General features: G+C 37.9%; 18 protein-coding genes, 1 tRNA gene and 3 pseudogenes. 15 read left to right on the top strand and 7 right to left on the bottom strand.

Annotated features, from left to right (window positions below; all coding sequences use genetic code 11):
- Positions 1 to 193 precede the first annotated feature (193 nt).
- A complete protein-coding gene (locus MKX69_RS03330) occupies positions 194 to 2128 on the bottom strand; it encodes an ABC-F family ATP-binding cassette domain-containing protein (protein WP_341008778.1) in 1935 nt (644 codons plus the stop codon).
- A 225-nt stretch (positions 2129 to 2353) separates the two neighbouring features.
- Between MKX69_RS03330 and MKX69_RS03335 the strand changes: the two genes are divergently transcribed.
- Positions 2354 to 3010, top strand: coding sequence for a redox-sensing transcriptional repressor Rex (locus tag MKX69_RS03335; protein WP_002287746.1), 657 nt, complete (start codon positions 2354 to 2356; stop codon positions 3008 to 3010).
- 73 nt (positions 3011 to 3083) lie between these two features.
- On the opposite strand, the gene MKX69_RS03340 is transcribed toward MKX69_RS03335, so the two are convergent.
- Positions 3084 to 3437 carry a thioredoxin family protein gene (locus tag MKX69_RS03340; protein ID WP_002290876.1) on the bottom strand — a complete coding sequence of 118 codons (354 nt, stop codon included), beginning with the start codon at positions 3435 to 3437 and terminating at the stop codon, positions 3084 to 3086.
- A 192-nt stretch (positions 3438 to 3629) separates the two neighbouring features.
- Between MKX69_RS03340 and MKX69_RS03345 the strand changes: the two genes are divergently transcribed.
- The 3 genes and pseudogenes from MKX69_RS03345 to MKX69_RS03355 all read left to right on the top strand — a co-directional run bounded on the left by MKX69_RS03345 (position 3630) and on the right by MKX69_RS03355 (position 6452).
- On the top strand, positions 3630 to 4559 hold the full coding sequence (locus tag MKX69_RS03345; RefSeq protein WP_002290877.1) for a permease: 930 nt from the start codon (positions 3630 to 3632) through the stop codon (positions 4557 to 4559).
- Between the two features lie 10 nt (positions 4560 to 4569).
- A complete protein-coding gene (locus tag MKX69_RS03350; protein ID WP_341008780.1) occupies positions 4570 to 5412 on the top strand; it encodes a TIGR03943 family putative permease subunit in 843 nt (280 codons plus the stop codon).
- A gap of 264 nt (positions 5413 to 5676) precedes the next feature.
- Positions 5677 to 6452 (top strand): annotated as a pseudogene (locus MKX69_RS03355) (LytR/AlgR family response regulator transcription factor).
- Between the two features lie 13 nt (positions 6453 to 6465).
- On the opposite strand, the gene MKX69_RS03360 reads toward MKX69_RS03355, so the two are convergent.
- The 3 genes from MKX69_RS03360 to MKX69_RS03370 all read right to left on the bottom strand — a co-directional run bounded on the left by MKX69_RS03360 (position 6466) and on the right by MKX69_RS03370 (position 9026).
- Positions 6466 to 7425: an IS30 family transposase gene (locus MKX69_RS03360; RefSeq protein ID WP_000222573.1), complete on the bottom strand. Its 960-nt coding sequence runs from the start codon at positions 7423 to 7425 to the stop codon at positions 6466 to 6468.
- 353 nt (positions 7426 to 7778) lie between these two features.
- A complete protein-coding gene (locus tag MKX69_RS03365; protein WP_002290881.1) occupies positions 7779 to 8258 on the bottom strand; it encodes a threonine/serine exporter family protein in 480 nt (159 codons plus the stop codon).
- Between the two features lie 15 nt (positions 8259 to 8273).
- Positions 8274 to 9026, bottom strand: coding sequence for a threonine/serine exporter family protein (locus MKX69_RS03370; RefSeq protein WP_341008781.1), 753 nt, complete (start codon positions 9024 to 9026; stop codon positions 8274 to 8276).
- Positions 9027 to 9142: 116 nt separating this feature from the next.
- On the opposite strand from MKX69_RS03370, the gene MKX69_RS03375 reads away from it, so the two are divergent.
- The 7 genes and pseudogenes from MKX69_RS03375 to MKX69_RS03405 all read left to right on the top strand — a co-directional run bounded on the left by MKX69_RS03375 (position 9143) and on the right by MKX69_RS03405 (position 13103).
- Positions 9143 to 9213: transfer RNA gene (locus MKX69_RS03375), tRNA-Gly, on the top strand.
- Between the two features lie 356 nt (positions 9214 to 9569).
- A complete protein-coding gene (locus tag MKX69_RS03380; RefSeq protein ID WP_341008783.1) occupies positions 9570 to 10295 on the top strand; it encodes a DNA/RNA non-specific endonuclease in 726 nt (241 codons plus the stop codon).
- 254 nt (positions 10296 to 10549) lie between these two features.
- On the top strand, positions 10550 to 10816 hold the full coding sequence (locus MKX69_RS03385; RefSeq protein WP_002290885.1) for an IreB family regulatory phosphoprotein: 267 nt from the start codon (positions 10550 to 10552) through the stop codon (positions 10814 to 10816).
- Positions 10813 to 11244, top strand: a complete 432-nt coding sequence (gene ruvX, locus MKX69_RS03390) for a Holliday junction resolvase RuvX (protein ID WP_002296503.1) — start codon at positions 10813 to 10815, stop codon at positions 11242 to 11244. The genes MKX69_RS03385 and ruvX overlap by 4 nt, the downstream gene beginning before the upstream one ends.
- 24 nt (positions 11245 to 11268) lie before the next feature.
- Positions 11269 to 11574: a DUF1292 domain-containing protein gene (locus tag MKX69_RS03395; RefSeq protein WP_002290887.1), complete on the top strand. Its 306-nt coding sequence runs from the start codon at positions 11269 to 11271 to the stop codon at positions 11572 to 11574.
- Between the two features lie 193 nt (positions 11575 to 11767).
- Positions 11768 to 12604, top strand: a pseudogene (locus tag MKX69_RS03400) (sulfite exporter TauE/SafE family protein).
- 64 nt (positions 12605 to 12668) lie between these two features.
- Entirely contained in the window at positions 12669 to 13103 is a 435-nt protein-coding gene (locus tag MKX69_RS03405; protein WP_002306155.1) for a GNAT family N-acetyltransferase, read from the top strand.
- Between the two features lie 67 nt (positions 13104 to 13170).
- Here MKX69_RS03405 and MKX69_RS03410 read toward each other — a convergent pair whose 3' ends face one another.
- Both MKX69_RS03410 and MKX69_RS03415 read right to left on the bottom strand, forming a co-directional pair.
- Complete coding sequence (locus tag MKX69_RS03410; protein ID WP_341008787.1) at positions 13171 to 14493, bottom strand: 2-hydroxycarboxylate transporter family protein; 1323 nt, start codon at positions 14491 to 14493, stop codon at positions 13171 to 13173.
- 153 nt (positions 14494 to 14646) lie between these two features.
- Complete coding sequence (locus MKX69_RS03415; RefSeq protein WP_002306156.1) at positions 14647 to 16287, bottom strand: malolactic enzyme; 1641 nt, start codon at positions 16285 to 16287, stop codon at positions 14647 to 14649.
- Between the two features lie 329 nt (positions 16288 to 16616).
- Here MKX69_RS03415 and MKX69_RS03420 point away from each other — a divergent pair.
- From MKX69_RS03420 to MKX69_RS03435, 4 genes and pseudogenes are all read left to right on the top strand, one after another.
- Positions 16617 to 17086, top strand: a pseudogene (locus MKX69_RS03420) (DUF4809 family protein).
- Positions 17087 to 17469: 383 nt separating this feature from the next.
- Positions 17470 to 18573, top strand: a complete 1104-nt coding sequence (locus MKX69_RS03425; RefSeq protein ID WP_341008791.1) for an alpha-hydroxy-acid oxidizing protein — start codon at positions 17470 to 17472, stop codon at positions 18571 to 18573.
- 284 nt (positions 18574 to 18857) lie between these two features.
- Entirely contained in the window at positions 18858 to 19538 is a 681-nt protein-coding gene (locus MKX69_RS03430; RefSeq protein WP_002334105.1) for a WxL domain-containing protein, read from the top strand.
- Positions 19539 to 19627: 89 nt separating this feature from the next.
- Positions 19628 to 20662, top strand: a complete 1035-nt coding sequence (locus tag MKX69_RS03435; RefSeq protein WP_341008793.1) for a DUF916 and DUF3324 domain-containing protein — start codon at positions 19628 to 19630, stop codon at positions 20660 to 20662.
- The last annotated feature ends 4 nt before the right edge of the window (positions 20663 to 20666 follow it).

The following is a 20666-nucleotide window of genomic DNA, read 5'->3' on the forward strand; positions in this document are numbered from 1 at the left end:
AAAACATCTCCTTTTCTATGTTGATCGTACTATGTTATGGCAAAAAACAGCAAATAATTGTGCCGGAAAATTATTGTTTATTTTGTCAGTAGAGAAAAATAGTAAGAAAAAAGAGAACGGTTTCGCTATGTTTCTGCATAAAAAAGAAAGAGGCTATGACAACAGTGCTGTCACAACCTCTTTCCATTGGCTTTTAATTCTCGTATTCTTCTAATTCCAAGCTTAGTTCTTCCCATTCCGTCAATTTTGTTTCTTGATCTTGTCTAGCAGCTTCTAAATCTTGGTTCAGCTCATTGAGTTTTACGTGATCTTCCAGGTTTTCTGGCGCGACCATTTCTTGTTCCAACTGATCGATCCATTCATCGATCCGCGCCATTTCTTCTTCAACCTGAGTAATTTTTCGTTGAAGGCTACGGATAAGCTTTTGCTGTTCTTTGCTCTGATAATAATCGGATTTATTCGTAGGAGCAGGAGCGGATTCTGGCTCATCTTGTGCCAATAATTCGGCGATTTCTTCTTCTTCTTGTTTTTTCTCTAAATAATAATCATAGTCTCCAAGATAGACTTTACTGCCATTTTCAGAGAGTTCGACGACTTTTGTCGCGATCCGATTGATGAAATATCGGTCATGGGAAACAAAAAGCAGTGTGCCATCGTAATCGATCAATGCATTTTCTAATACTTCTTTGTTGTCAATATCTAAATGGTTTGTTGGTTCGTCCAAGATCAAAAAATTTTCTTTGTTCATCGCTAGCTTGGCTAAAGCAACCCGTGCTTTTTCACCGCCGCTTAACAGAGGAATTGGTTTTTCTACATCTTCGCCAGAAAATAAGAAAGCACCTAAAGCACTTCGAATGTCTTTTTCAGGAGTGGTAGGATGCTCATCCCACAATTCTGCTAGAATCGTCTTGTTTGTATGCAGATCAGCTTGCCCTTGATCATAATAGCCGATGGTGACATTTGTCCCTAGCGTTTCTTTGCCACGGATAAAAGGGATCTGGTGGATGATTGATTTCAGCAACGTCGATTTTCCGATACCATTCGGACCTACTAGAGCAATCGCTTCTTGTCGGCGGATATCCAAATTGATTGGTTCAGATAAGGTGACATCATCATATCCGATAGCGGCATCTTCGATTTGCAAGACAACATTTCCAGAAGGTTTTTCTATACTGAAAAGAAAGTTTGCTTGTTTCTCATCCCCTTGAGGACGATCCAGACGTTCCATTTTTTCTAATGTCTTTCTGCGACTTTGCGCCCGTTTAGTGGTAGAGGCACGAACAAGATTCCGAGCAACGAAGTCTTCTAATTTGTGGATCTCTGTCTGCTGCTTTTCATAAGCCTTCCATTCACTTGTCAGCTGTTCTGCTTTCAAGTCTAGATACTTCGAGTAGTTGCCTTTGTAATGGCGCATTTTTCTTCTGCTTAGTTCATAAACTTCATTGACTACTTTGTCTAAGAAATAACGGTCATGTGAAACAATCAGTAATGCACCGGTATAGCTTTGCAGATAATTTTCAAGCCAGGAAAGCGTCTCGATATCTAAATGGTTCGTGGGTTCGTCTAGAATCAAAATGTCAGGGTGTTGCAAAAGCATGCGAGCTAAAGCTAAACGTGTACGCTGTCCACCTGATAAAGTATCGATTTTCTGGTCATAAAAGGAAGAATCGAATTTAAAACCATGCAATACGGAACGAATTTCATTTTCATAACCATAGCCGTTTCGATCCGAAAAATCGTGTTGCAGCCGATCATATTCTTTTAAATAAGAAGTATAAGCGGGTGTATCTGGCGTACCTTCGCTAATGAAAATCTCTAGTTCACGCATCCGCTGTTCCATTTGTCTAACTTGTTCAAAAGCTTTCAGCATCTCGTTCCACACTGTTTCATTGGAATCAAGTCCTGTGTCCTGAGCGAGGTATCCGAGAGTCGCTGTTTTATTTTTAGCAATCTTTCCATCATCTGGTGCTTCAATTCCAGCAATGATCTTCAATAAAGTCGATTTTCCAGCGCCATTTCTGCCAACTAAAGCGACACGAGCGCCTGTACTGATTTCTAAATGTATGTTTTCAAATAAGACGTCTGCACCAAAATGGCGAGCAATCTGATTGGCTTGTAATAATATCATGGAATCCTCTTTTCTACTTTGTGAATTCTCCTCAAATAAAAAACTATTTTTCAATTAGTAGTCTACCATAAATTCCATCATACTGCGAGATTTGCAGAAATGATAAATAAATGAATAAAGAATAAAATTTCACAATATCTGAGCAATGGAATTGATTTTTTCCTATAAATACTGCTATGATGGAGAAATCAAAGATGTAATTAGACAATACGTGGAGGTCATTTCGTGAAAGATCATATTATTCCAAAGGCGACAGCTAAAAGACTGCCTTTGTATTATCGTTATTTAAGGATTTTAAATAATGCTGGAAAGAAAAAAGTGTCTTCAACTGAATTAAGTGAAGCCGTTCAAGTAGATAGTGCAACGATCCGTCGAGATTTTTCTTATTTTGGCGAATTAGGAAAACGTGGGTATGGGTATGATGTAGAAGATCTTATGCACTTTTTTGCGAAGACATTAAATGATGATCAATTGACAAATGTTGCGCTGATTGGTGTAGGGAACTTGGGAAGTGCTTTACTAAAATATAAATTCCATCAAAGTAATAGCATACGTATCAGTTGTGCTTTTGATGTGAATGAAGAAATCGTTGGACGCATCGTAGACGGTATCCCCGTTTATCCAATGGAAGATATGTCGGAACAAATCAAGATCCAGCAAATCGAAGTAGCGATTTTAACGATTCCCGCTGAAAGAGCACAAGAAGTAGTCAATCAGTTAACGGAAGCAGGAATCAAAGGAATCTTGAACTTTACCGCTGCTCGATTGAATGCTCCGTCAGATGTATTGATCCAAAATGTTGATTTGACGAATGAATTGCAAACCTTGATCTATTTCTTGCATTCTGACGCAAATGCGCATTCCGAAAATACAGCAGAATAAAAATAAAAAGCGATTGAACAAATGAAGGCAAAACTTTCACTTGTTCAATCGCTTTTTTCTGTTTGGATAATGTTTATTCTGTTCGAAAGAGTTCTTCATAAGAAAGAGAATCATCTTCTGCTGTCAGTTCATCTAGTAAATGCCGGATTTTTTTAAAGTCGATGAACCGCGCTTGCCGAGAGATCTCTTTTCCATGATGAAAAACCAGAACAACTGGCGCAGTCAATACTTCAAATCTGCTAGCTACTTCTGGCGTTTCGAATGCATCCAAATGAAGTGCCGGAATATCATAATGGGTGAGCAGCTCCTCCAATCGTGGACGAACAGCGTGACAAACACTGCAATTAGGCATCGAAAGATAAACGATGGCAACGGATGATTGTTGCAGTATGTCTTGAACTTCAGACAAATTAGTGGTTTGTTTCATTTTCATTCTCCCTTTTGTGATAGAAGTGATATGTACGAGACCTTAATTTAATGGGAATAATAGAAAAAGTCAATTGAAGTGCTTCGATAAAAAATAAGAGTTGTGTAAAAATTGACAGAGCAACTTGTTTTTTTTTGAATAAAAGCGTATATTTGCAAAGCGAATGAACTAGAAATGAAAAGGAGGAAACTCATGTTTTCTTTTATTCCCAATTCGGTTTTGCAGATGAGTACGATTTTCTTATCGATCGTTATCGAAGCATTGCCCTTTGTACTATTAGGTTGTCTTATCTCAGGCGCCTTACAAGTATTTTTGACCCCAGAACGTGTGAAGCGATGGCTTCCTGAAAATCGTATATTCTCTATTTTTACTGGTTCGATCTTAGGATTTTTCTTTCCTTCATGTGAATGCGGCATCGTACCTATCGTTCATCAGTTTGTAAAAAAAGGCGTGCCGGTTCACACAGCATTTGCTTTTATGCTGACAGCGCCAATCATTAATCCCATCGTGATTTTTTCCACGTTTATCGCATTTGGCAATTCTTGGCAGATGGCAAGCTGGCGAGTGATAGGCAGCTTTTTTGTTGCACTTGTGATTGGTGTCTGGCTTGCCTATTTTCAAAAAGACGCTGTACTGAAAGAAAAAATCTCCTCTAAAGTAGCCGAAGATCACCATCATCATGCCCATGAAGAAGAACACAGTGATAAGAATGAGCCAAAAAATCGGCTGTTCCATCAAACGGGGCATGTGTTGACACATTCAATCGATGAATTTTTTGATACAGGTCGTTATTTGATTATTGGTGGGTTAATCGCAGCTGCGATGCAGACTTATTTACCAACTAGAATGATGCTAACGCTCGGCTCAACAAAGATTTTAGCCATCATTATCATGCTGTTATTAGCTTTTACGATGTCTCTTTGTTCAGAAGCAGATGCGTTTATCGGGTCTTCATTGTTAAGTTTGTTCGGCACAGCACCTGTAGCTGCCTTTTTGGTCTTTGGTCCAATGGTCGATATCAAAAATCTATTGATGATGAAACGATATTTTACAGGACGTTTTATTCTATCGCTGATCGGACTGATTGCCCTTAGCGTTGTTGGATTCACATTATTTATTTAGGAGGAAAAATATGCTGCGGTTTTTGATTTTATCTGGCTATTTCGAATTGATGATGTATTTGCAAGTCTCTGGCAAACTTGATCAATATATCAATGTCCACTATCGTTATTTAGCTATTCTTTCGATGATTTTATCCGCTCTTTTGGCTTTAGTTCAGCTGTATTTGTGGGTCAAAAACGGAAAAGCAGAGGAAGAGACGCACGAGCATGATCATGATCACGACCATGGGTTATCGAAACCTTATCAACGTGGAATCGCCTATGTACTGCTTGCTTTGCCAGTGATCGTTGGTACGTTGTTTCCAACAGTTAGTCTGGACACTACAATCGTAGAAGCCAAAGGATTTAATTTTCCGGTAAGCAAAGAATCGGTAGGTGATCCGGAAATGCAGACACAATACCTAAAGCCAGATACAAGTATTTATTTCAACAAGTCAGACTACTTAGACCAAATGAGTGAACTGAAAGAGAAGTATGGGGATAAGCAGAGTATCGAGATCACAGATGAAAATTATTTAGAAGTCATGGAGCTGATCTATAATTACCCTAGCGAATTCATTGGCAAAAAAATCAGCTATGAAGGATTTGTTTACCAAACACCGAACGATAGCAATGCAGATGTCTTCTTGTTCCGCTTCGGTATTATCCATTGTGTGGCAGATTCAGGAGTCTTTGGCTTGTTAACACATATGCCTGAAGGAGTAACGGTTAAAAATGATGAGTGGTATAAAATAGAAGGAACCATCCAATCGGACTATTATCAACCATTCAAGCGTGAAATTCCATCTGTAGTTGTGACAAACGCAGAGAAAGTCGCTGCTCCGAAAAATCAGTATGTGTATCGTTCTTTTTAAAAGAAAAAAATAAATGAACATAGCTCAGACAGTTGACGTGTAAGGACGTCGGTTGTCTGGCTTTTTTTGTATGAGATATTTGGCTATTTGATATGTTTTGTAAAATGATATTTATTTTAGAAGTTGCATGCTGAATGTAGTTAATAGCGGTTTCAAAGGTGTTGGAAAAGATTGTGAAGAGAATTACAATTTATTCCTAACATGTATGTTGAAAAGTTGTATGAAATGATTTTGATAGTAAAATATCGAGTGGAGGTACTTTGTATGATAACACGTATATTTATTTTGGATGACAGTTTGGTTTTTGAAAAAATGATAGAAGATATTTTGGAAGAATCCAGAAATTTACTGATTCCTTGGAATTTCGAGATAATCAAGGGATTGAACGTCATGCAGTTTGTTGAATTTGTCAAAAACAATGATATTCGTTCATCGGATATTTTTTTCTTGATATCGATTTGAACGCTTATTACAGCGGGATTGAACTAGGAGAAATGCTTAGAGAAAAGAACGCGAAGTGTAAAATTGTTTATTTGACCTCTCATCCGAATAAAGCAATAGCTGTTATTAACCGAAATATTACGCCTAGCGGGTATTTGATAAAAGAATTCACTTATGAAAAAAATAAAAAAAACATCCAAAGTTACTTATTGAAAGAAAAAGAGAACGAGCCTGTTCAACAAGCGAACAAAAAAAAGTGGACGTCTGTTCGTTATGGCAATAGCGATCATTATATCCATTACGATGAGATTCTTTATCTAATGAGCATGCCAGGCTATAAAAATAAGATAGGCTTGGTATTGAAAGACGAAGAGACACTCATAAACGGCACAATAAAAAAATATAAAAAAACACTGGAATATGAGTATTTATGTAAAGATTTAAAAGTCTACATCATTAATACTGAAAACATTACATCTATTAGCCGAGTAAATGAAGTAGTAACGTTTACGAATGGAGAACAACTAGAGATGGGTAAGAGAAGTATTGATAAACTAAAGAAATTTATTCAAGAAAAGATAAGGAATGAATCATTTTAAAAAATCTTAATTGTCAAATTAAGTTAGACAAATCATCAATACTTACGTAACTCAAAAATACTTCCAAAGGTGTTCGATAATTCAGTGATTTTCTAGGAATATTATTTCGTTTCGATGCGACAGATTGAATAAAAGATTCATCTACTGAATTGAAATCCATAGATTTCAATAAACCATCTCTACGTAACAATCCGTTAGAATTCTCGTTTAGGCCTCTTTGAGACGGCGTTCCTGGATCAGCGAAATAAATGGCAATATCATTGGCATTACTGATCTGTTTCCAATTTGAAAATTCCTTTCCACAATCAAAAGTGATGGATTTGAATAGATTTTTCGGTACAGATTCAAACCAATGATTTAATTTGTTTTCAATATCAATCGCTTGTCTACCACACGGTTTCAATGTGATGATAACTTTTGATAATCGCTCAACTAAGGTAATTACAGCACTTTTATGTTTCAAACCTACGATAGTGTCACCTTCAAGGTGACCAAACTCATTTGAGAATTGGCTATAATCTTTTTCACGTTCATGAATAGAGCGACGGAAAGCTTGTTTTCCACGTCTTTCTTGATGTCCATTTGGTTTACGCTTGCCTTTCATCGGTAAGTCAGAAGGATTAAATAGCCCCTTTTTGAACATACGATAAATGGTACGAGCAGAACAACGAATAGGAAACGCTGCACGACCAACAATCACATCGGGTGTCCATCCTTGAACAACCTTTCTTTGAATATATTCTGATTGTTCCTCAGGTAAAACAAGCGGGCGTCTACCACAGTTTGATTTGTTTTTCTTATACTGTTGATAGTACTCTAAGGCTGATTTTCCTTGCTTGAAGAACAGGTATACTTTATGGATCGTTTGTCTTGAACGATTCAAGCAATGCGCAGTTTTCGCAACAGATTGATTTATTTTGAAATAAGACTCTATCATTACAAGTTCATCCGTTGTAAGATGGGTATAGGTCATTTGTACTCACTCCTTATAATTCTTTGGACGGAACTATTTTGAGTGTAGCACAAATGACTTTTTTAGTTGTCTAGCTTAATTTTACAATCGGCGAAATTAAAAATAAAGGATCATATCTCACTTTTTAGTAAACAGACTTAAGTTAATCATGCAAGTTCCTTCTTCCATTTTGTTTCTCTAATACTCGGACCAAGATGCTGATCTCACCCCTTCTACTAAACAGTGTTCCAGAAGTAGTTTCTTCGAAAAATAAGATAGGATTCACAAAAATTTAAGAAACCATTTTCGTGAATCCTGTCTTATTTCGTGAAGCTAATCACTTCTGTCACAACCTTTTCTTTGTTACACTTCGTTTATTTAAAAAGCCGTTTTTTTCGTTTCAACATGATGGCATCACGCTTTACTTTGAAGTTGCGGATGTTATGGTTAAAGACTTCCGATAATACGAGACCTAAAGCAATTGCTCCAGCTATCATGATTGCTTGGACCGCATAGTGAGCTGCTTCTTGATAGGATTCAGTAACGAGATTCCGAACCGCTTGATAAGCCAAACCACCCGGAACTAAAGGAACCATCCCAGGAATATTGAAAATCGTTACAGGCATTCTCAAACGCTTAGAGAAAAGATCACTGATGAATGCGACTCCTAAAGAGCCAAGCAATGACCCGAAAGCAGCAGATCCGCCCATTTGAACACAGATCCAGTAGATCATCCAGCCGAAAGCACCAGAAAGACCACAACAAATCAATGAACGCCTAGGGACATTTGTAACAATGGCAAATGCCGCAGTCGCTAAAAAACTAAAAGAAAATTGAATAAATATCGTGCCCATACTCGTGCTCCTTTCTTAATAAAAAAGCTGGAAAATAAAAGCAATCGCAAAACCAATCATCGTAGCAGTCATCATCGCTTCTGTTCCGCGAGAAACCCCTGACACATAATGACCAGCTAGCAAATCACGGATAGCATTCGTAATTTGAACCCCAGGAACCAAAGGCATCACACATCCGATAATAATTAAATCCTGATTGCTTCCTAAGCCAAAACGAACACTGTAGATAGCAGCTATGCCAATCAATAAAGAAGATAAAAATTCCGATAAAAATTTGATTCTAAAAAATTTCAAACTATACAGATAAACTGCGTATCCCCATCCACCAATAATTAAAGTCACAGGCAAATCGGTCATCTTTCCGCCGAATAACACCATGATCGTTCCACTGATAACTGCCGCACTAACGATCTGCAACCAGACAGGAAAGAACGAACGGTCTCGGTCGATTGCTTGCAGTTCGCAGTAAAGTTCTTCTAATGTTAGCTCTGAAGCAACATATTTACGTGAAAGATCATTTACTTTTACTACTTTTTCTAAATTAATCGAACGGTTGGTGATTTGTTCCATTCGAATGGTCGAGGTACGATCAAGACCAATAAAGAGACCAGTCTGCGTGACATAGCTGACCAAACGGAAATTTCCAGAAGCTAAAGCAATTCGACTCATCGTATCTTCTACCCGATACATCTCTGCATTGCTTTCCATCATGATTTTCCCAGCGAGTAGACAAGTGTCTAGCAGCAGATCTAATTCTTTTCCCGTCATAGCATCTTCTCCAATAATTGATTGATTAGTTTTATTTTACTACAAAACATATCGGAAGCGTAAAGAATAAAAAAACTTGAGGAAGGAGTGAAAGAGGCGTATACTGTTTTTGTATCGCGGGTGTAGTTTAGTGGTAAAATCCCAGCTTCCCAAGCTGATGTCGCGGGTTCGATTCCCGTCACCCGCTTAAAAGAGGCTGTGAAAAAGCTGCTCTGCAACAAGTAATAAGTCCATCCAAGCAAAAACAATTTTTACTTGGATGGACTTATTACCGCAGATGCAAGCTTTTGAACACTGTTTACCAAGAGGTCGTACAGAAGCCGTTTAGTTTTGAGTATTAAGAAAAATTTTTTGAATGATAATAAATACCTTGTAAATAGTGTTTTGTGATTGAGTAGAGACGATGAATCCGTCTCTTTTTTTGTATTCTTAAGCCGTCTAAAAACTGGTTTTATTTTTTTACTGTTTCTATTTTTTTCCAGTATTTATTTATAGGGGAACATATGTTAAGATTTAGGGAACTGTTAGTAAAGGAGTAAAGAAATGAGCAAAAAAACAACCAAGGCGATCGTGGGGATCGTCGCTGCTGTGATTGCAGGGGCATTCGGTGTTTCCACCACACAAAAAGATTCAGATATTTTTCAGCAGATTACAACTATTTTTGATTCCACACCACAAGCTTCTCAAGTAGCGGATGTGCCAGAATATGATGGAAAACATCAAGAAATAGAAATCAATGGGAATCAGCCGGAATTTACAAAAGAGGATCTTAGCCTTTCCAAAGGAACATGGGAAAGCTATTCAAATATTGATAAATTGAACAGAGTAGGACAAGCCAATGCTATGCTTGGAAAAGATTTGTTCCCTACTGAAAAGAGAGAGCCTTTGTATATTGACCCGACAGGTTGGAAACAAAAGAAATTAAGTGACGGGCAATGGTTATATAATCGCAGCCATTTAATTGGCTTCCAGCTGACTGGTCAAAATAACAACATTAAAAACTTGATGACAGGGACACGTTCGTTGAATGCTCCATACATGCTTGCTCACGAAAATGATATTACGGCATATATCAAAGAAACAAATCATCATGTACGCTACCGTGTCACCCCTCATTTTGAGGGGGATGAACTGGTAGCCAGGGGAGTGCAATTGGAAGCAGAAAGCATTGAAGACAAAAAAATTGAATTTAATGTCTTTATCTACAATGTTCAAGATGGCTACACGATCAATTATGAGACAGGACAAGCAACAAAAACAAAAAATTAGTAGCAGCTATTCGAATTTTTTATGAATATTATGAAAAAATTGTGTAAAAACATACATTCAAAGAAATATAGCGTATACTTTATGAAAAGAGCACTTTTGATAAAGCTACAGAAAAAAGGAAAAAAACATACAAATAGTGTTTCTTAATTTATTCGGAAGTTTGGAATATTTGTTTGTAGTTTTCCCTTTCTTCGAGTAAAATAAGGTTGTAGAAGGTAAGCTGGAATTACCTTGCGGGAAAGAGGTGTAGAATCATGGGTTTTACAGATGAAACCGTACGTTTTGGTTTTGACGATAGTCGCAAAAAAGAAGTGAGCGAAACATTAGCGATTGTTTATCGGGCTTTGGAAGAAAAAGGCTACAATCCAATCAATCAGATTGTCGGCTACTTGCTTTCTGGAGACCCGGCCTACATTCCTCGTTATCGTGATGCTCGAAATTTGATTCGCCGTCACGAACGCGATGAGATCATGGAAGTAATTGTCAAGGACTACCTCTCAAATCATGGAGTGAATTTATGAGAGTAATGGGCTTGGATGTCGGTTCTAAGACAGTAGGTGTTGCTATCAGTGATCCCTTTGGCTGGACAGCTCAAGGAGTAGAGATCATTCGGATCAATGAAGCAGAAGAAGAGTTTGGCTTTGATCGGTTGAAGGAATTAGTAGCACAATATGAAGTAGACCGGTTTGTAGTTGGATTACCTAAAAATATGAACAATTCCATCGGACCAAGGGCAGAAGCTTCCATGTCATACGGAGAAAAGATCAAAGAACTATTCTCCTTGCCAGTTGATTATCAAGATGAACGATTAACCACTGTTCAGGCAGAACGTATGCTAGTAGAGCAGGCAAATACTTCAAGAGCCAAACGAAAAAAAGTCATCGATAAATTAGCAGCTGTGATGATCTTACAAAATTATTTAGACGGCTCAGGTAAGCAATTATTTTAATAATAAAAGAAAAGAGGTAATCTTATGACAGAACATAACCATTCCCACGACCATGAAGGACACGAACACATCACATTGGTGGATGACCAAGGAAATGAAACATTATATGAAATCCTACTAACAGTTGACGGACAAGAAGAATTTGGACGTAACTATGTTCTTTTATATCCTGCTGGTGTTTCAGAAGATGAAGATGTAGAATTACAAGCTTATGCATACATCGAAAACGAAGATGGAACAGAAGGCGAGTTAGAACAAATCGAAACAGACGCAGAATGGGATATGATCGAAGAAGTATTCAATACATTCATGGCGGAAGAAGAAGAATAGAACAAAAGAATTGATATGGTGCAAAAAAGCTGGACTCTCTGAAAAGGAGAGCCCGGTTTTTTTGTTTAGCACTACATTTCCTTAAAAAGTAGAAAAGCTTTCGAAGCCTCGTTCGTTTCTTTTACTGTATAATATAAGCAAAGAGTAAAAATCGCTAAAAGATATAAATAAGAGAAAGGATATACAAGATGATATGATTGGTCTGTTTTATTTTGTGGTGATCGTTCTGGCAAATACAGTTGGCGCTATTTCCGGCATGGGCGGAGGCGTGTTGATCAAACCGATTCTTGATCTTATCGGTGCCCATTCTGTTGCAGGTATTTCTTTTTACTCAACGGTTGCGGTATTCACGATGTCTATTGTTTCGACAGTGCGACAAGTATCAAGTGGGAAATCGCTGAATTGGCAGATTGTCGGTTGGGTATCTGGTGGAGCTGTAGTTGGAGGAATAGCCGGTAACATTGTATTCGAAGTTTTTTTACGGTTGTTTGAAAATGAAAAGCATGTGCAGCTGATCCAAATTTTCTTGACGGTATTGACCTTGGTTTTTGCGTTCTTCTACACCAAGCATCATCAGCCAAAATTTCATCTAACGTCATGAATTTGGTATCTTATATGTGGGGTGATCTTGGGCTTTTTAGCTAGCTTTTTAGGTATCGGTGGTGGGCCCATCAATGTTTCATTGCTGATGCTGATGTTTGCCTTGCCAATAAAAGAAGCAACGCTGTATTCTCTATCTACGATTTTCTTTTCTCAACTGGCTAAATTAGTAACGATTGCTTTAACAAGTGGCTTTATGCGCTTTGATTTATCTATGTTGTTTTATATTATCCCCGCTGCTGTTATTGGAGGTTTGTGGGGAGCAAAATTTAGCAGGATTTTGTCTCCAAAAAAAGTGACCTTTATTTTTCAAGTAATTGTCCTCGTGGTTCTTTTGGTCAATTGTTACAATGCCTTTGTCATCTTACAAACATTAGGAGAATCTAGACTAACGCAAGTCAAAATCACTGAAGCATATTGTTTTAAATGAAAAAAAGAGTATACTATGATAAAAAAATTCATTTTAAAAAATCAGAAATTGGCTGGTGATTTGGATGTTACGGGAAATGCGTTTAGAAGATGCAGAAGCACTACGTGAAATCAATGCGGATCAATTAGGGTATGATATACCATTAACCGTTACGGTGAGACAAATGAAGAAACTGCTGAAGGAGCCAGAGAAAAATTTTTTCTTGGTTTATGAAGATCCTACTTCTAAAAAAGCAGCTGGCTATGTACAAGCGGAGTCCTATGAATCGATTTTTAGCGATCCAATGTTCAATATTATGGCACTTGCTGTGTCTAAATATGCTGAAAAAAGAGGCATCGGAAAGGCTTTGATGACTGGCGTAGAAGAAGAAGCGAAAAAACGAGGAATAACGGCAATAAGGCTTAATTCTGCAGAATACAGAGTAGAAGCACACCAATTTTATGAACACATCGGTTATCATTCCGATAAAATGCAAAAAAGATTTTTGAAAATCCTGTAAATCTTTATCAAAAAAATACCCGATCATCAAGCCGATACTTGATGATCAGGTATTTTTGTTTTTTTGACTAAGAAAGTAATTGCATCAAGAAACCAGAGATGATCAAAACGATGGCACCACCAAGTCGATTGCCCATTTGAGCAAAAGCAATAAGTTCCATCCGATTAGCTGCAGATAAGACGGCTACATTTCCTGTTCCGCCCATCGAGTTGTTGCATAAGCCAGCAGTAATAGTTGATTCAATTGGATATAAACCAAACAAACGACCGACAAATCCTGAAACAACTGAAATCGCGATAACACTTGTCAGACATAAGACAACAAATTGCCATGTCAAAGCAGAAGCTAATACATTCAGATTCAGCAACGCAATACCGATACCGGCAAGAACAGCTGCTGTCAAGTTTTTGACAATCAAGTTATTGAACATGATAGCTGCATCTTCATAATATTCTGGTAATAGGTTGGCGATTTTACAGATGACAACGATAATAATCATAAATGCGTATGCATGGACTTTAGGAACAAAATAGTTACCAATTTGTCCTAAGATGAAGAAAGTCAATGATACCATCAAACCAACACCTAACTGTGGAATGGAAGGTTTCACAGTTCGAGGTTTTCCATCGCCAAGATCGCCTTTTTCCATTAATTTACCATTGCCGTTGAATTTTGGCATTGATTGTCCAGCACGAGCAACTAATGCTGCACCGATGATAGCTAAGACATTTGTCATTGCTGTAGCAGGAATCAGGCGGGAAATGATAGAAGAAGCATCCGTACCTAAAACATTTGCATAAATCGTTGATAAAGGAACGGCTCCGGCTCCAACACCACCAGCCATCGCAGGTAATGAGATGTATAAAACGGAATTTGCAAAACCATTTCCGATAAGCATGCCCACGAGTCCTACGGCAAAAAAGGAGGCGACCATTGAAATAAGTGCAACGGGAATAAAACGAACAGAAGCTTTCATCAATAGATTACGGTTCATACCAAGGATGCTACCAGTAATCAAGGCAGCAATATAAAAGTCCAAAAAGCCCATATTGCTGACAAAGTTTTCTGTGGATTTCACTACATATTCAGGTAAGATCCCAAATGTAGCAATCGCAGCAGAAGAGAAGATCGCAAAAACGGAACCACCACCCAAATAACTTTTGACGATAGGGATTTTTGTCCCGATAAAATGAAATAAATTACCGAAAATAACCAAAACTGCGATTGGTCCAATCATATTCGTCGGTAATTTCCCTAAAGCCATTGCAATGATCAGGACAAGGACCATGATCAAATAAAGTGGCAAACTTACGCCGGTGATTTTTGTGGACCAAAAACCTTCTTTTTTCTTTTCCTCAACTGCAGTTGCAGTTGTTGTTTTTTGTGCCATTTTTACAGATCCTTTCTTATTCTGTATCATATGAAAAAAGCCAAAGAAAAGCGGCAAAAGAGCAGGAGTTGGCTGGCCGCTGTTTTGCCGCAGTCGCTTTTTTCTTTTTAGACGTCATACAAAGTTTCTGTATGTTCTTTTACTATAACGATCTTAATCTTCTAAAGATTTATATTCAGGAACCCATTTAGCAGATTCAACTGCTTCTTTGATATCCGTGATTTCTTCACGATTCAAGTTTTGTGCGACAACTGATTTTGCGACAGTTTCAGCAATCGTTTGAGAAAATTCAGTGATTTTTGCTACTGGAGGCAAGATAGCTGCTCCTGGTTTTGTTACATCAACGATTCCGCCTAATGCTCGACTAGCTTGAGAAATGATTTCAGCATTTACTCGTGTAGCTGTTGAAGCAATCAAACCAAGTCCTAAACCTGGGTACATCAACGCATTATTTGCTTGACCGATTTGGTAAGTTACACCATTATATTCAACATCAGCAGCAGGGATACCTGTTCCAACTAATGCTTTTCCGTCCGTCCATTCTATTAAATCTTTTGCTTTTGCTTCTGCCAATTTTGTTGGATTAGACAAAGGCATGATGATCGGACGTGGTGTATGAGCAGCCATTTCTTTCACGATTTCTTCAGTGAATGCTCCAGGTTGGGTAGAAGTACCAATCATGATTGTCGGATGGATCGCTTTTACAACTGCTTCTAAGTTTGTCAATTCATCAGCATTAGTGAATTCTGAGCGTTTGCGAGCGAATGGGATTTGACCAGGAGTCAATCCTTCTGTATCTTCAAACAATAAACCTTGTTTATCTACTTGATAGAAATGTTGGCGTGCTTCTTCTTCAGGTACACCTTGACGGATCATCTCATCTAAAAGGATGTTTGCGATACCCACACCAGCAGTACCAGCACCAAATGTCAAAATTATTTGATCTTTCAATTGTTCACCGGATATATTCAATCCGCCTAATACACCTGCTAGGACAACAATTCCTGTACCTTGGATATCGTCGTTGAAAGTAGTGATTTGATCTTCGTATTTTTCTAAGATCGCTGCAGCATTTCCTCGTCCAAAATCTTCCCAATGCAATAACAATTCTGGGAATAATTCGGTAGCTGATTGAACGAATTGATCGATGAATTCATAGTAAGTTTCGCCTTCTACACGAGCATGACGATTGCCTAAGTATAAGGGATTATTCAATAATTCTTCATTATTAGTACCAGCGTCGATCGATACAGGCAAAACTTGTGCTGGATTAATACCAGCAGCAGCAGTATAGACCATCAATTTGCCGATAGCGATGTCAACACCGTTCACACCCCAGTCGCCCATACCTAAGATTCCTTCTGCATCAGTCACAACAATCAAACGAATGTCTCGTCCATCTGCCGCGTTCTTCAAACTTGCTTTGATGTTTTCTGGTTCGTCGATTGAAAGAAATGCAGCATCTTGCGGTTTCAAGAAAATTTCGTTGTATTGTTCGATTGAATCCGCAACGACAGGATCATAAACGACAGGCATGAATTCAACTAAATGTTCGCCCATCAATTTATAAAACAATGTCCGATTCGTATTGAATAGATTCATTAAGAAGATACGTTTTTCCAAATCTGTTTGTTTGCTTAAGTATTGACCATAAGCTTGAACAGATTGTTGTTCCAGTGTTTGGACAGTACTTGGAAGCATACCAGTGATTCCATATTTTGCCCGTTCTTCTTTTGTAAAAGCTGTTCCTTTATTTAGAAAAGGATTATTTAATAAGTTTAACCCTGTAAGCATGAATGATTCCTCCTAAGTTTTAATACAAACGAAGTATAGAAGTCAGATGATGATATAGTCAAAAAGAGCAGGTATGATAAATTTTATTTATATGTAATATAGCCAAAAGAAATCAAAATAGCAGTATTTGTTCTTTTTATATCGACAATCCTTGCTTGAATACTATGCGTATCTCTTATATGCTAGAGAAAGAAAAGTAGAAGAATAAGGGATAGATGGAATGGATAAATAGGATTTCTGAGGAAAAAAGCACATGATAGCGTTGATAGGAGTCACCTATGTCAGGTGATAAAAATACATAAGTAGAAAATTAAGAGGAGGAACAGAAAATGCAAGAAGTTCAATTGATCAGAAAAAGCGAACTATCAGAAGGCGGTTGCAATGCATGTGGCGTAGTAGAAGCGACAAGCTATACATTAAAATTAGATTCCAATCAAGCAATAATCTCTGAACTGACAGTAGGCGGTCTTGTGGACAGTCTGGCGCTTGCTGAAGGTTTTACTGGAGAAGATATTTATGAGATGTTTTCAGAGTCCGTCAGTTAAAAAAAGGAGAAAAATGCATAGAGGTTCATCATGAGAGCCCGAATGTGAGGTTCAAACGTGGTGATAATGAGATGATCTTCAAGAATCATGTGTCTGATCACACTGAACTATATGAAATCGTGAATCAAATACTGTCTGGGCTTTTTGAATTAGGACCTTATGAGTTCAAGGAAGAAAACGGTAATCCAAAATTAAATGAAGAATGGCAAGAAACGATTGAAACACAAAGAAACAATCCACACTTATTTCAATAGTCTTCCACAGTATTTCGTAAAAATGTTGATGAAAAAGAAACACCGTGAATCAGAGGTCGTGAAAAAGCTGCCCTGCATCAAGTAATATGAACAGCCAAAAAAAAATAGCTCCTCCTATTTTTCGTTTGGTTGGGCTTATTACCGCAGATGCAAGTTTTTGAACACCGTTTATTCAAAAAAAGGGACTTTGACACGAATTTTGTCAAAGTCCCATCGGTTTTTTATCTATTTTTATTACAATCATTTCTTCCAGAGTAGTGACATCTGGAATGGCTGAAATGTAAACAGATTATTTGCCTGTATCAATGTCGAAGAGTAATATAAAAAGTGTAAACGCTATCATATTGTTCGTCATTCAAATTTTATAGAGAGAAGGCATTGAGATGGAAAAAACATATCAAGCAGGTACAAATGAAGGAATAGTAGATTTTATCAATATGGAAGATTTAGAAATCGCGGCTTCACAAGTGATTCCAGCTGGTGGTTATGGTTACATCAGCAGTGGTGCTGGCGACTTATTTACTTATCAAGAAAATGAACGGGCATTCAATCATCGTTTGATTATTCCTCATGTATTAAGAGATGTAGAATTACCCGATACAACTACACATTTTGACGAAGAAATGCTGACTGCACCAATCATCATGGCACCAGTTGCTGCTCATGGATTAGTTCATGTGAAGGCGGAGAAAGCTTCTGCAAAAGGTGTAGCAGATTTTGGGACGATCTATACAGCAAGTTCTTACGCTTCTTGTACTTTAGAAGAGATAAGAGAAGCAGGCGGGGAGAAAGCACCGCAATGGTTTCAATTTTATATGAGCAAAGATAATGGAATCAATTTGGATATTCTTGAAGTGGCCAAGCGTAATGGAGCAAAAGCAATCGTATTGACAGCGGATGCAACAGTTGGCGGAAACCGTGAAACAGATCGCAGAAATGGGTTTACCTTCCCGCTGCCAATGCCGATCGTTCAGGCTTATCAATCAGGAGTAGGCCAAACGATGGATGCTGTATATAAATCTTCCAAACAAAAACTTAGTCCAAAAGATGTAGAATTTATCGCTGCTCATTCTGATTTGCCAGTCTACGTGAAAGGTGTTCAATCAGAAGAAGATGTCTATCGATCATTAGAATCTGGTGCTGGTGGAATTTGGGTATCTAACCATGGTGGCCGTCAATTAGATGGGGGTCCTGCTGCGTTTGATTCGTTGCAATATGTGGCAGAAGCAGTAGATAAACGTGTACCAATCGTGTTTGACAGCGGTGTACGACGTGGACAACATGTTTTCAAAGCAATCGCATCAGGTGCCGATCTTGTTGCTATTGGCAGACCCGTTATTTATGGATTGTCTTTAGGAGGAAGTACAGGAGTCCATCAAGTGTTTGATTTCTTTAAAACAGAATTGGAAATGGTCATGCAATTAGCTGGAACACAAACAGTAGAAGATATCAAAAAAATAAAATTGCGTGAGAATCGTTTTATTTAAGAAACAAATGACGAAAACAAATAGGAGTGCGGCAGATGATGCCGTACTCCTATTTTTATAGTTCAAGGATGTCACTAATAGAATAATTTGAAACGAAAAAATAAAATTGAAATATTTTTTCATACTTAATAAAAAAGGAAGAATATTCATGTAAACGATTTTATTGTTTTTTTCTCTTTTATACAAAAAGGGTCATAATTTCAAGTAAGCGGATGAATTCATGAGGATTTTTTGCATACTGTCTCTACTATACTTAGGTCACTAAGAAAAAGGAGTGATTTATTATGAAAAAGAACATGATTGGGACATTATTACTTTCAACACTTCTTCTAGGCGGCTTGGCAACACCAGCTTTTGCTGAGGGTCAAGCGACTTCAAAAGGAGACATTACCTTTACTGAACCAACAAATACCGTGGAGCCTCTTAACCCTACTGACCCTTCAAAACCAGTAGAGCCAGCAGATCCGGAAAATCCAGCAACTGGCCAGACAGGTCCTTTAACACTGGATGTAGTTCCCGAATTGCCATTTGGTACACACGAGATTGAAAGCGGAACAAAAACGTATCAAGTAGACGCTTCAAAAAACGATACACCTTATCTCCAAGTATCAGATCGTCGAGGTGTAGGTGCAGATGGCCAAGCACAAGGGTGGAACGTGACAGTTTCGGTTTCAGATTTTGTAAACGGTTCACAAGTTTTGCAAGGCGCTGAATTAGATTTTGGAACATCCATTGTTAAAAGTACGTCAGATAACGAATCCACTGGACCAACTAGTCAAACTGTAACTGGGTTGAGTAAAGCAAGTGCAGCGACACCAATATTTACAGCAGCAAAAGATCAAGGTCTGGGAACATGGCTTTCTGTTTATGATCCAGCAAATATCACACTGAAAGTGCCGAAAGCAGCAGCTGGAACATTCACGGCTGATTTGACTTGGAACCTCGTGGCTGGCCCAGTAGCATAGAGTATGAAATAAATTCAACAAACTGCGGTGAAAATACTATAGGTGAAGGATTTTTTACCGCAGTTGTTGTTGAAAGGATGTGGTGGACAATGAATCAAAGTAAACGACTGTTTGTTTCGTTTTTTTCTATTTTAAGTCTATTTTTCATTTTTCCGTCAATCAGCCAAGCAAAGGATTCAGCAGGAGACTTTGGAATCAAACCGGTATTTCCAGAGAACCAAATAGATAAAGCAATCGGTTATTTTGATTTATTAGTGGCACCGGAACAAAATCAGACACTAGAAGTAATTATCAGCAATTCTTCAGATGAAGAACGAACATTTGAGGTCTCTGTCAATCCGGCGGTAACGAGTGATGGTGGAACGATCGATTATAGTCAAAAAAACCCAACGTTAGATGAGACATTGCCGTTTGATGTCCGTGACGTTTTGCTCATTGCGAAAAAGGAAATCAATGTATCAGCACATGCAGAAACAACTGTACCTATAGAAGTGAAAATCCCAGCAAAAAGCTTTAAGGGACGTGTATTAGCGGGTATTCATGTTTCACCTAAAGAAGAAGCTGAAATAGAAAATGCTACAGAAGGAGCACAAATCAAAAATCGTATTGCTTATAATCTCGCAGTCGTTTTACAAGAAAGTCAAGAGACGATAGAAACGGATCTGAAACTTTTATCAGGAGATTTGGACGAGGTCAACGCAAAGCCAACTGTTCAGCTTCGTTTCCAAAATCCTCAGCCTAGGATTATCAGCAATTTGATATTTACGAGCAAGATCTTTTATGAAAATCAGCTTTATATTGAAAATACGTCTAATGCATTTTTAGTTGCACCAAATTCGAATTTTCACTTGAATCTTGATTTAGCTGGTGATAAAGCAAAAGCCGGCGATTACCGCGCAGAAATCATAGCAAAATCAGGCGACAGTAATGAATGGCGATTTACACAAAACTTTACGATCAAAAAAGAAAAAGCACAAAAAGTAAATGAAAATTCCGTTTTTGCAGTACAAGAACAATCTTTCCCATGGCTTTATGCAGGATTGGTTGCTGCAGTTCTAGTGTTATGGTTGATTTTGCTGTTTTTGTGGGTCCACAAGAAAAAGAAAAAAGGAGAAACAACATGATGAG

This window comes from Enterococcus sp. FSL R5-0957 (genome assembly GCF_038008005.1).
Lineage (GTDB): Bacteria > Bacillota > Bacilli > Lactobacillales > Enterococcaceae > Enterococcus_B > Enterococcus_B faecium.

Bases quoted from the DNA above. Each gene is read 5' to 3' on its own strand.
- MKX69_RS03330 (WP_341008778.1), bottom strand. From the start codon at position 2,128: ATGATATTATTACAAGCCAATCAGATTGCTCGCCATTTTGGTGCAGAC.
- MKX69_RS03340 (WP_002290876.1), bottom strand. From the start codon at position 3,437: ATGAAACAAACCACTAATTTGTCTGAAGTTCAAGACATACTGCAACAA.
- MKX69_RS03345 (WP_002290877.1), top strand. From the start codon at position 3,630: ATGTTTTCTTTTATTCCCAATTCGGTTTTGCAGATGAGTACGATTTTC.
- MKX69_RS03350 (WP_341008780.1), top strand. From the start codon at position 4,570: ATGCTGCGGTTTTTGATTTTATCTGGCTATTTCGAATTGATGATGTAT.
- MKX69_RS03360 (WP_000222573.1), bottom strand. From the start codon at position 7,425: ATGACCTATACCCATCTTACAACGGATGAACTTGTAATGATAGAGTCT.
- MKX69_RS03365 (WP_002290881.1), bottom strand. From the start codon at position 8,258: ATGGGCACGATATTTATTCAATTTTCTTTTAGTTTTTTAGCGACTGCG.
- MKX69_RS03370 (WP_341008781.1), bottom strand. From the start codon at position 9,026: ATGACGGGAAAAGAATTAGATCTGCTGCTAGACACTTGTCTACTCGCT.
- MKX69_RS03380 (WP_341008783.1), top strand. From the start codon at position 9,570: ATGAGCAAAAAAACAACCAAGGCGATCGTGGGGATCGTCGCTGCTGTG.
- MKX69_RS03385 (WP_002290885.1), top strand. From the start codon at position 10,550: ATGGGTTTTACAGATGAAACCGTACGTTTTGGTTTTGACGATAGTCGC.
- ruvX (WP_002296503.1), top strand. From the start codon at position 10,813: ATGAGAGTAATGGGCTTGGATGTCGGTTCTAAGACAGTAGGTGTTGCT.
- MKX69_RS03395 (WP_002290887.1), top strand. From the start codon at position 11,269: ATGACAGAACATAACCATTCCCACGACCATGAAGGACACGAACACATC.
- MKX69_RS03405 (WP_002306155.1), top strand. From the start codon at position 12,669: ATGTTACGGGAAATGCGTTTAGAAGATGCAGAAGCACTACGTGAAATC.
- MKX69_RS03410 (WP_341008787.1), bottom strand. From the start codon at position 14,493: ATGGCACAAAAAACAACAACTGCAACTGCAGTTGAGGAAAAGAAAAAA.
- MKX69_RS03415 (WP_002306156.1), bottom strand. From the start codon at position 16,287: ATGCTTACAGGGTTAAACTTATTAAATAATCCTTTTCTAAATAAAGGA.
- MKX69_RS03425 (WP_341008791.1), top strand. From the start codon at position 17,470: ATGGAAAAAACATATCAAGCAGGTACAAATGAAGGAATAGTAGATTTT.
- MKX69_RS03430 (WP_002334105.1), top strand. From the start codon at position 18,858: ATGAAAAAGAACATGATTGGGACATTATTACTTTCAACACTTCTTCTA.
- MKX69_RS03435 (WP_341008793.1), top strand. From the start codon at position 19,628: ATGAATCAAAGTAAACGACTGTTTGTTTCGTTTTTTTCTATTTTAAGT.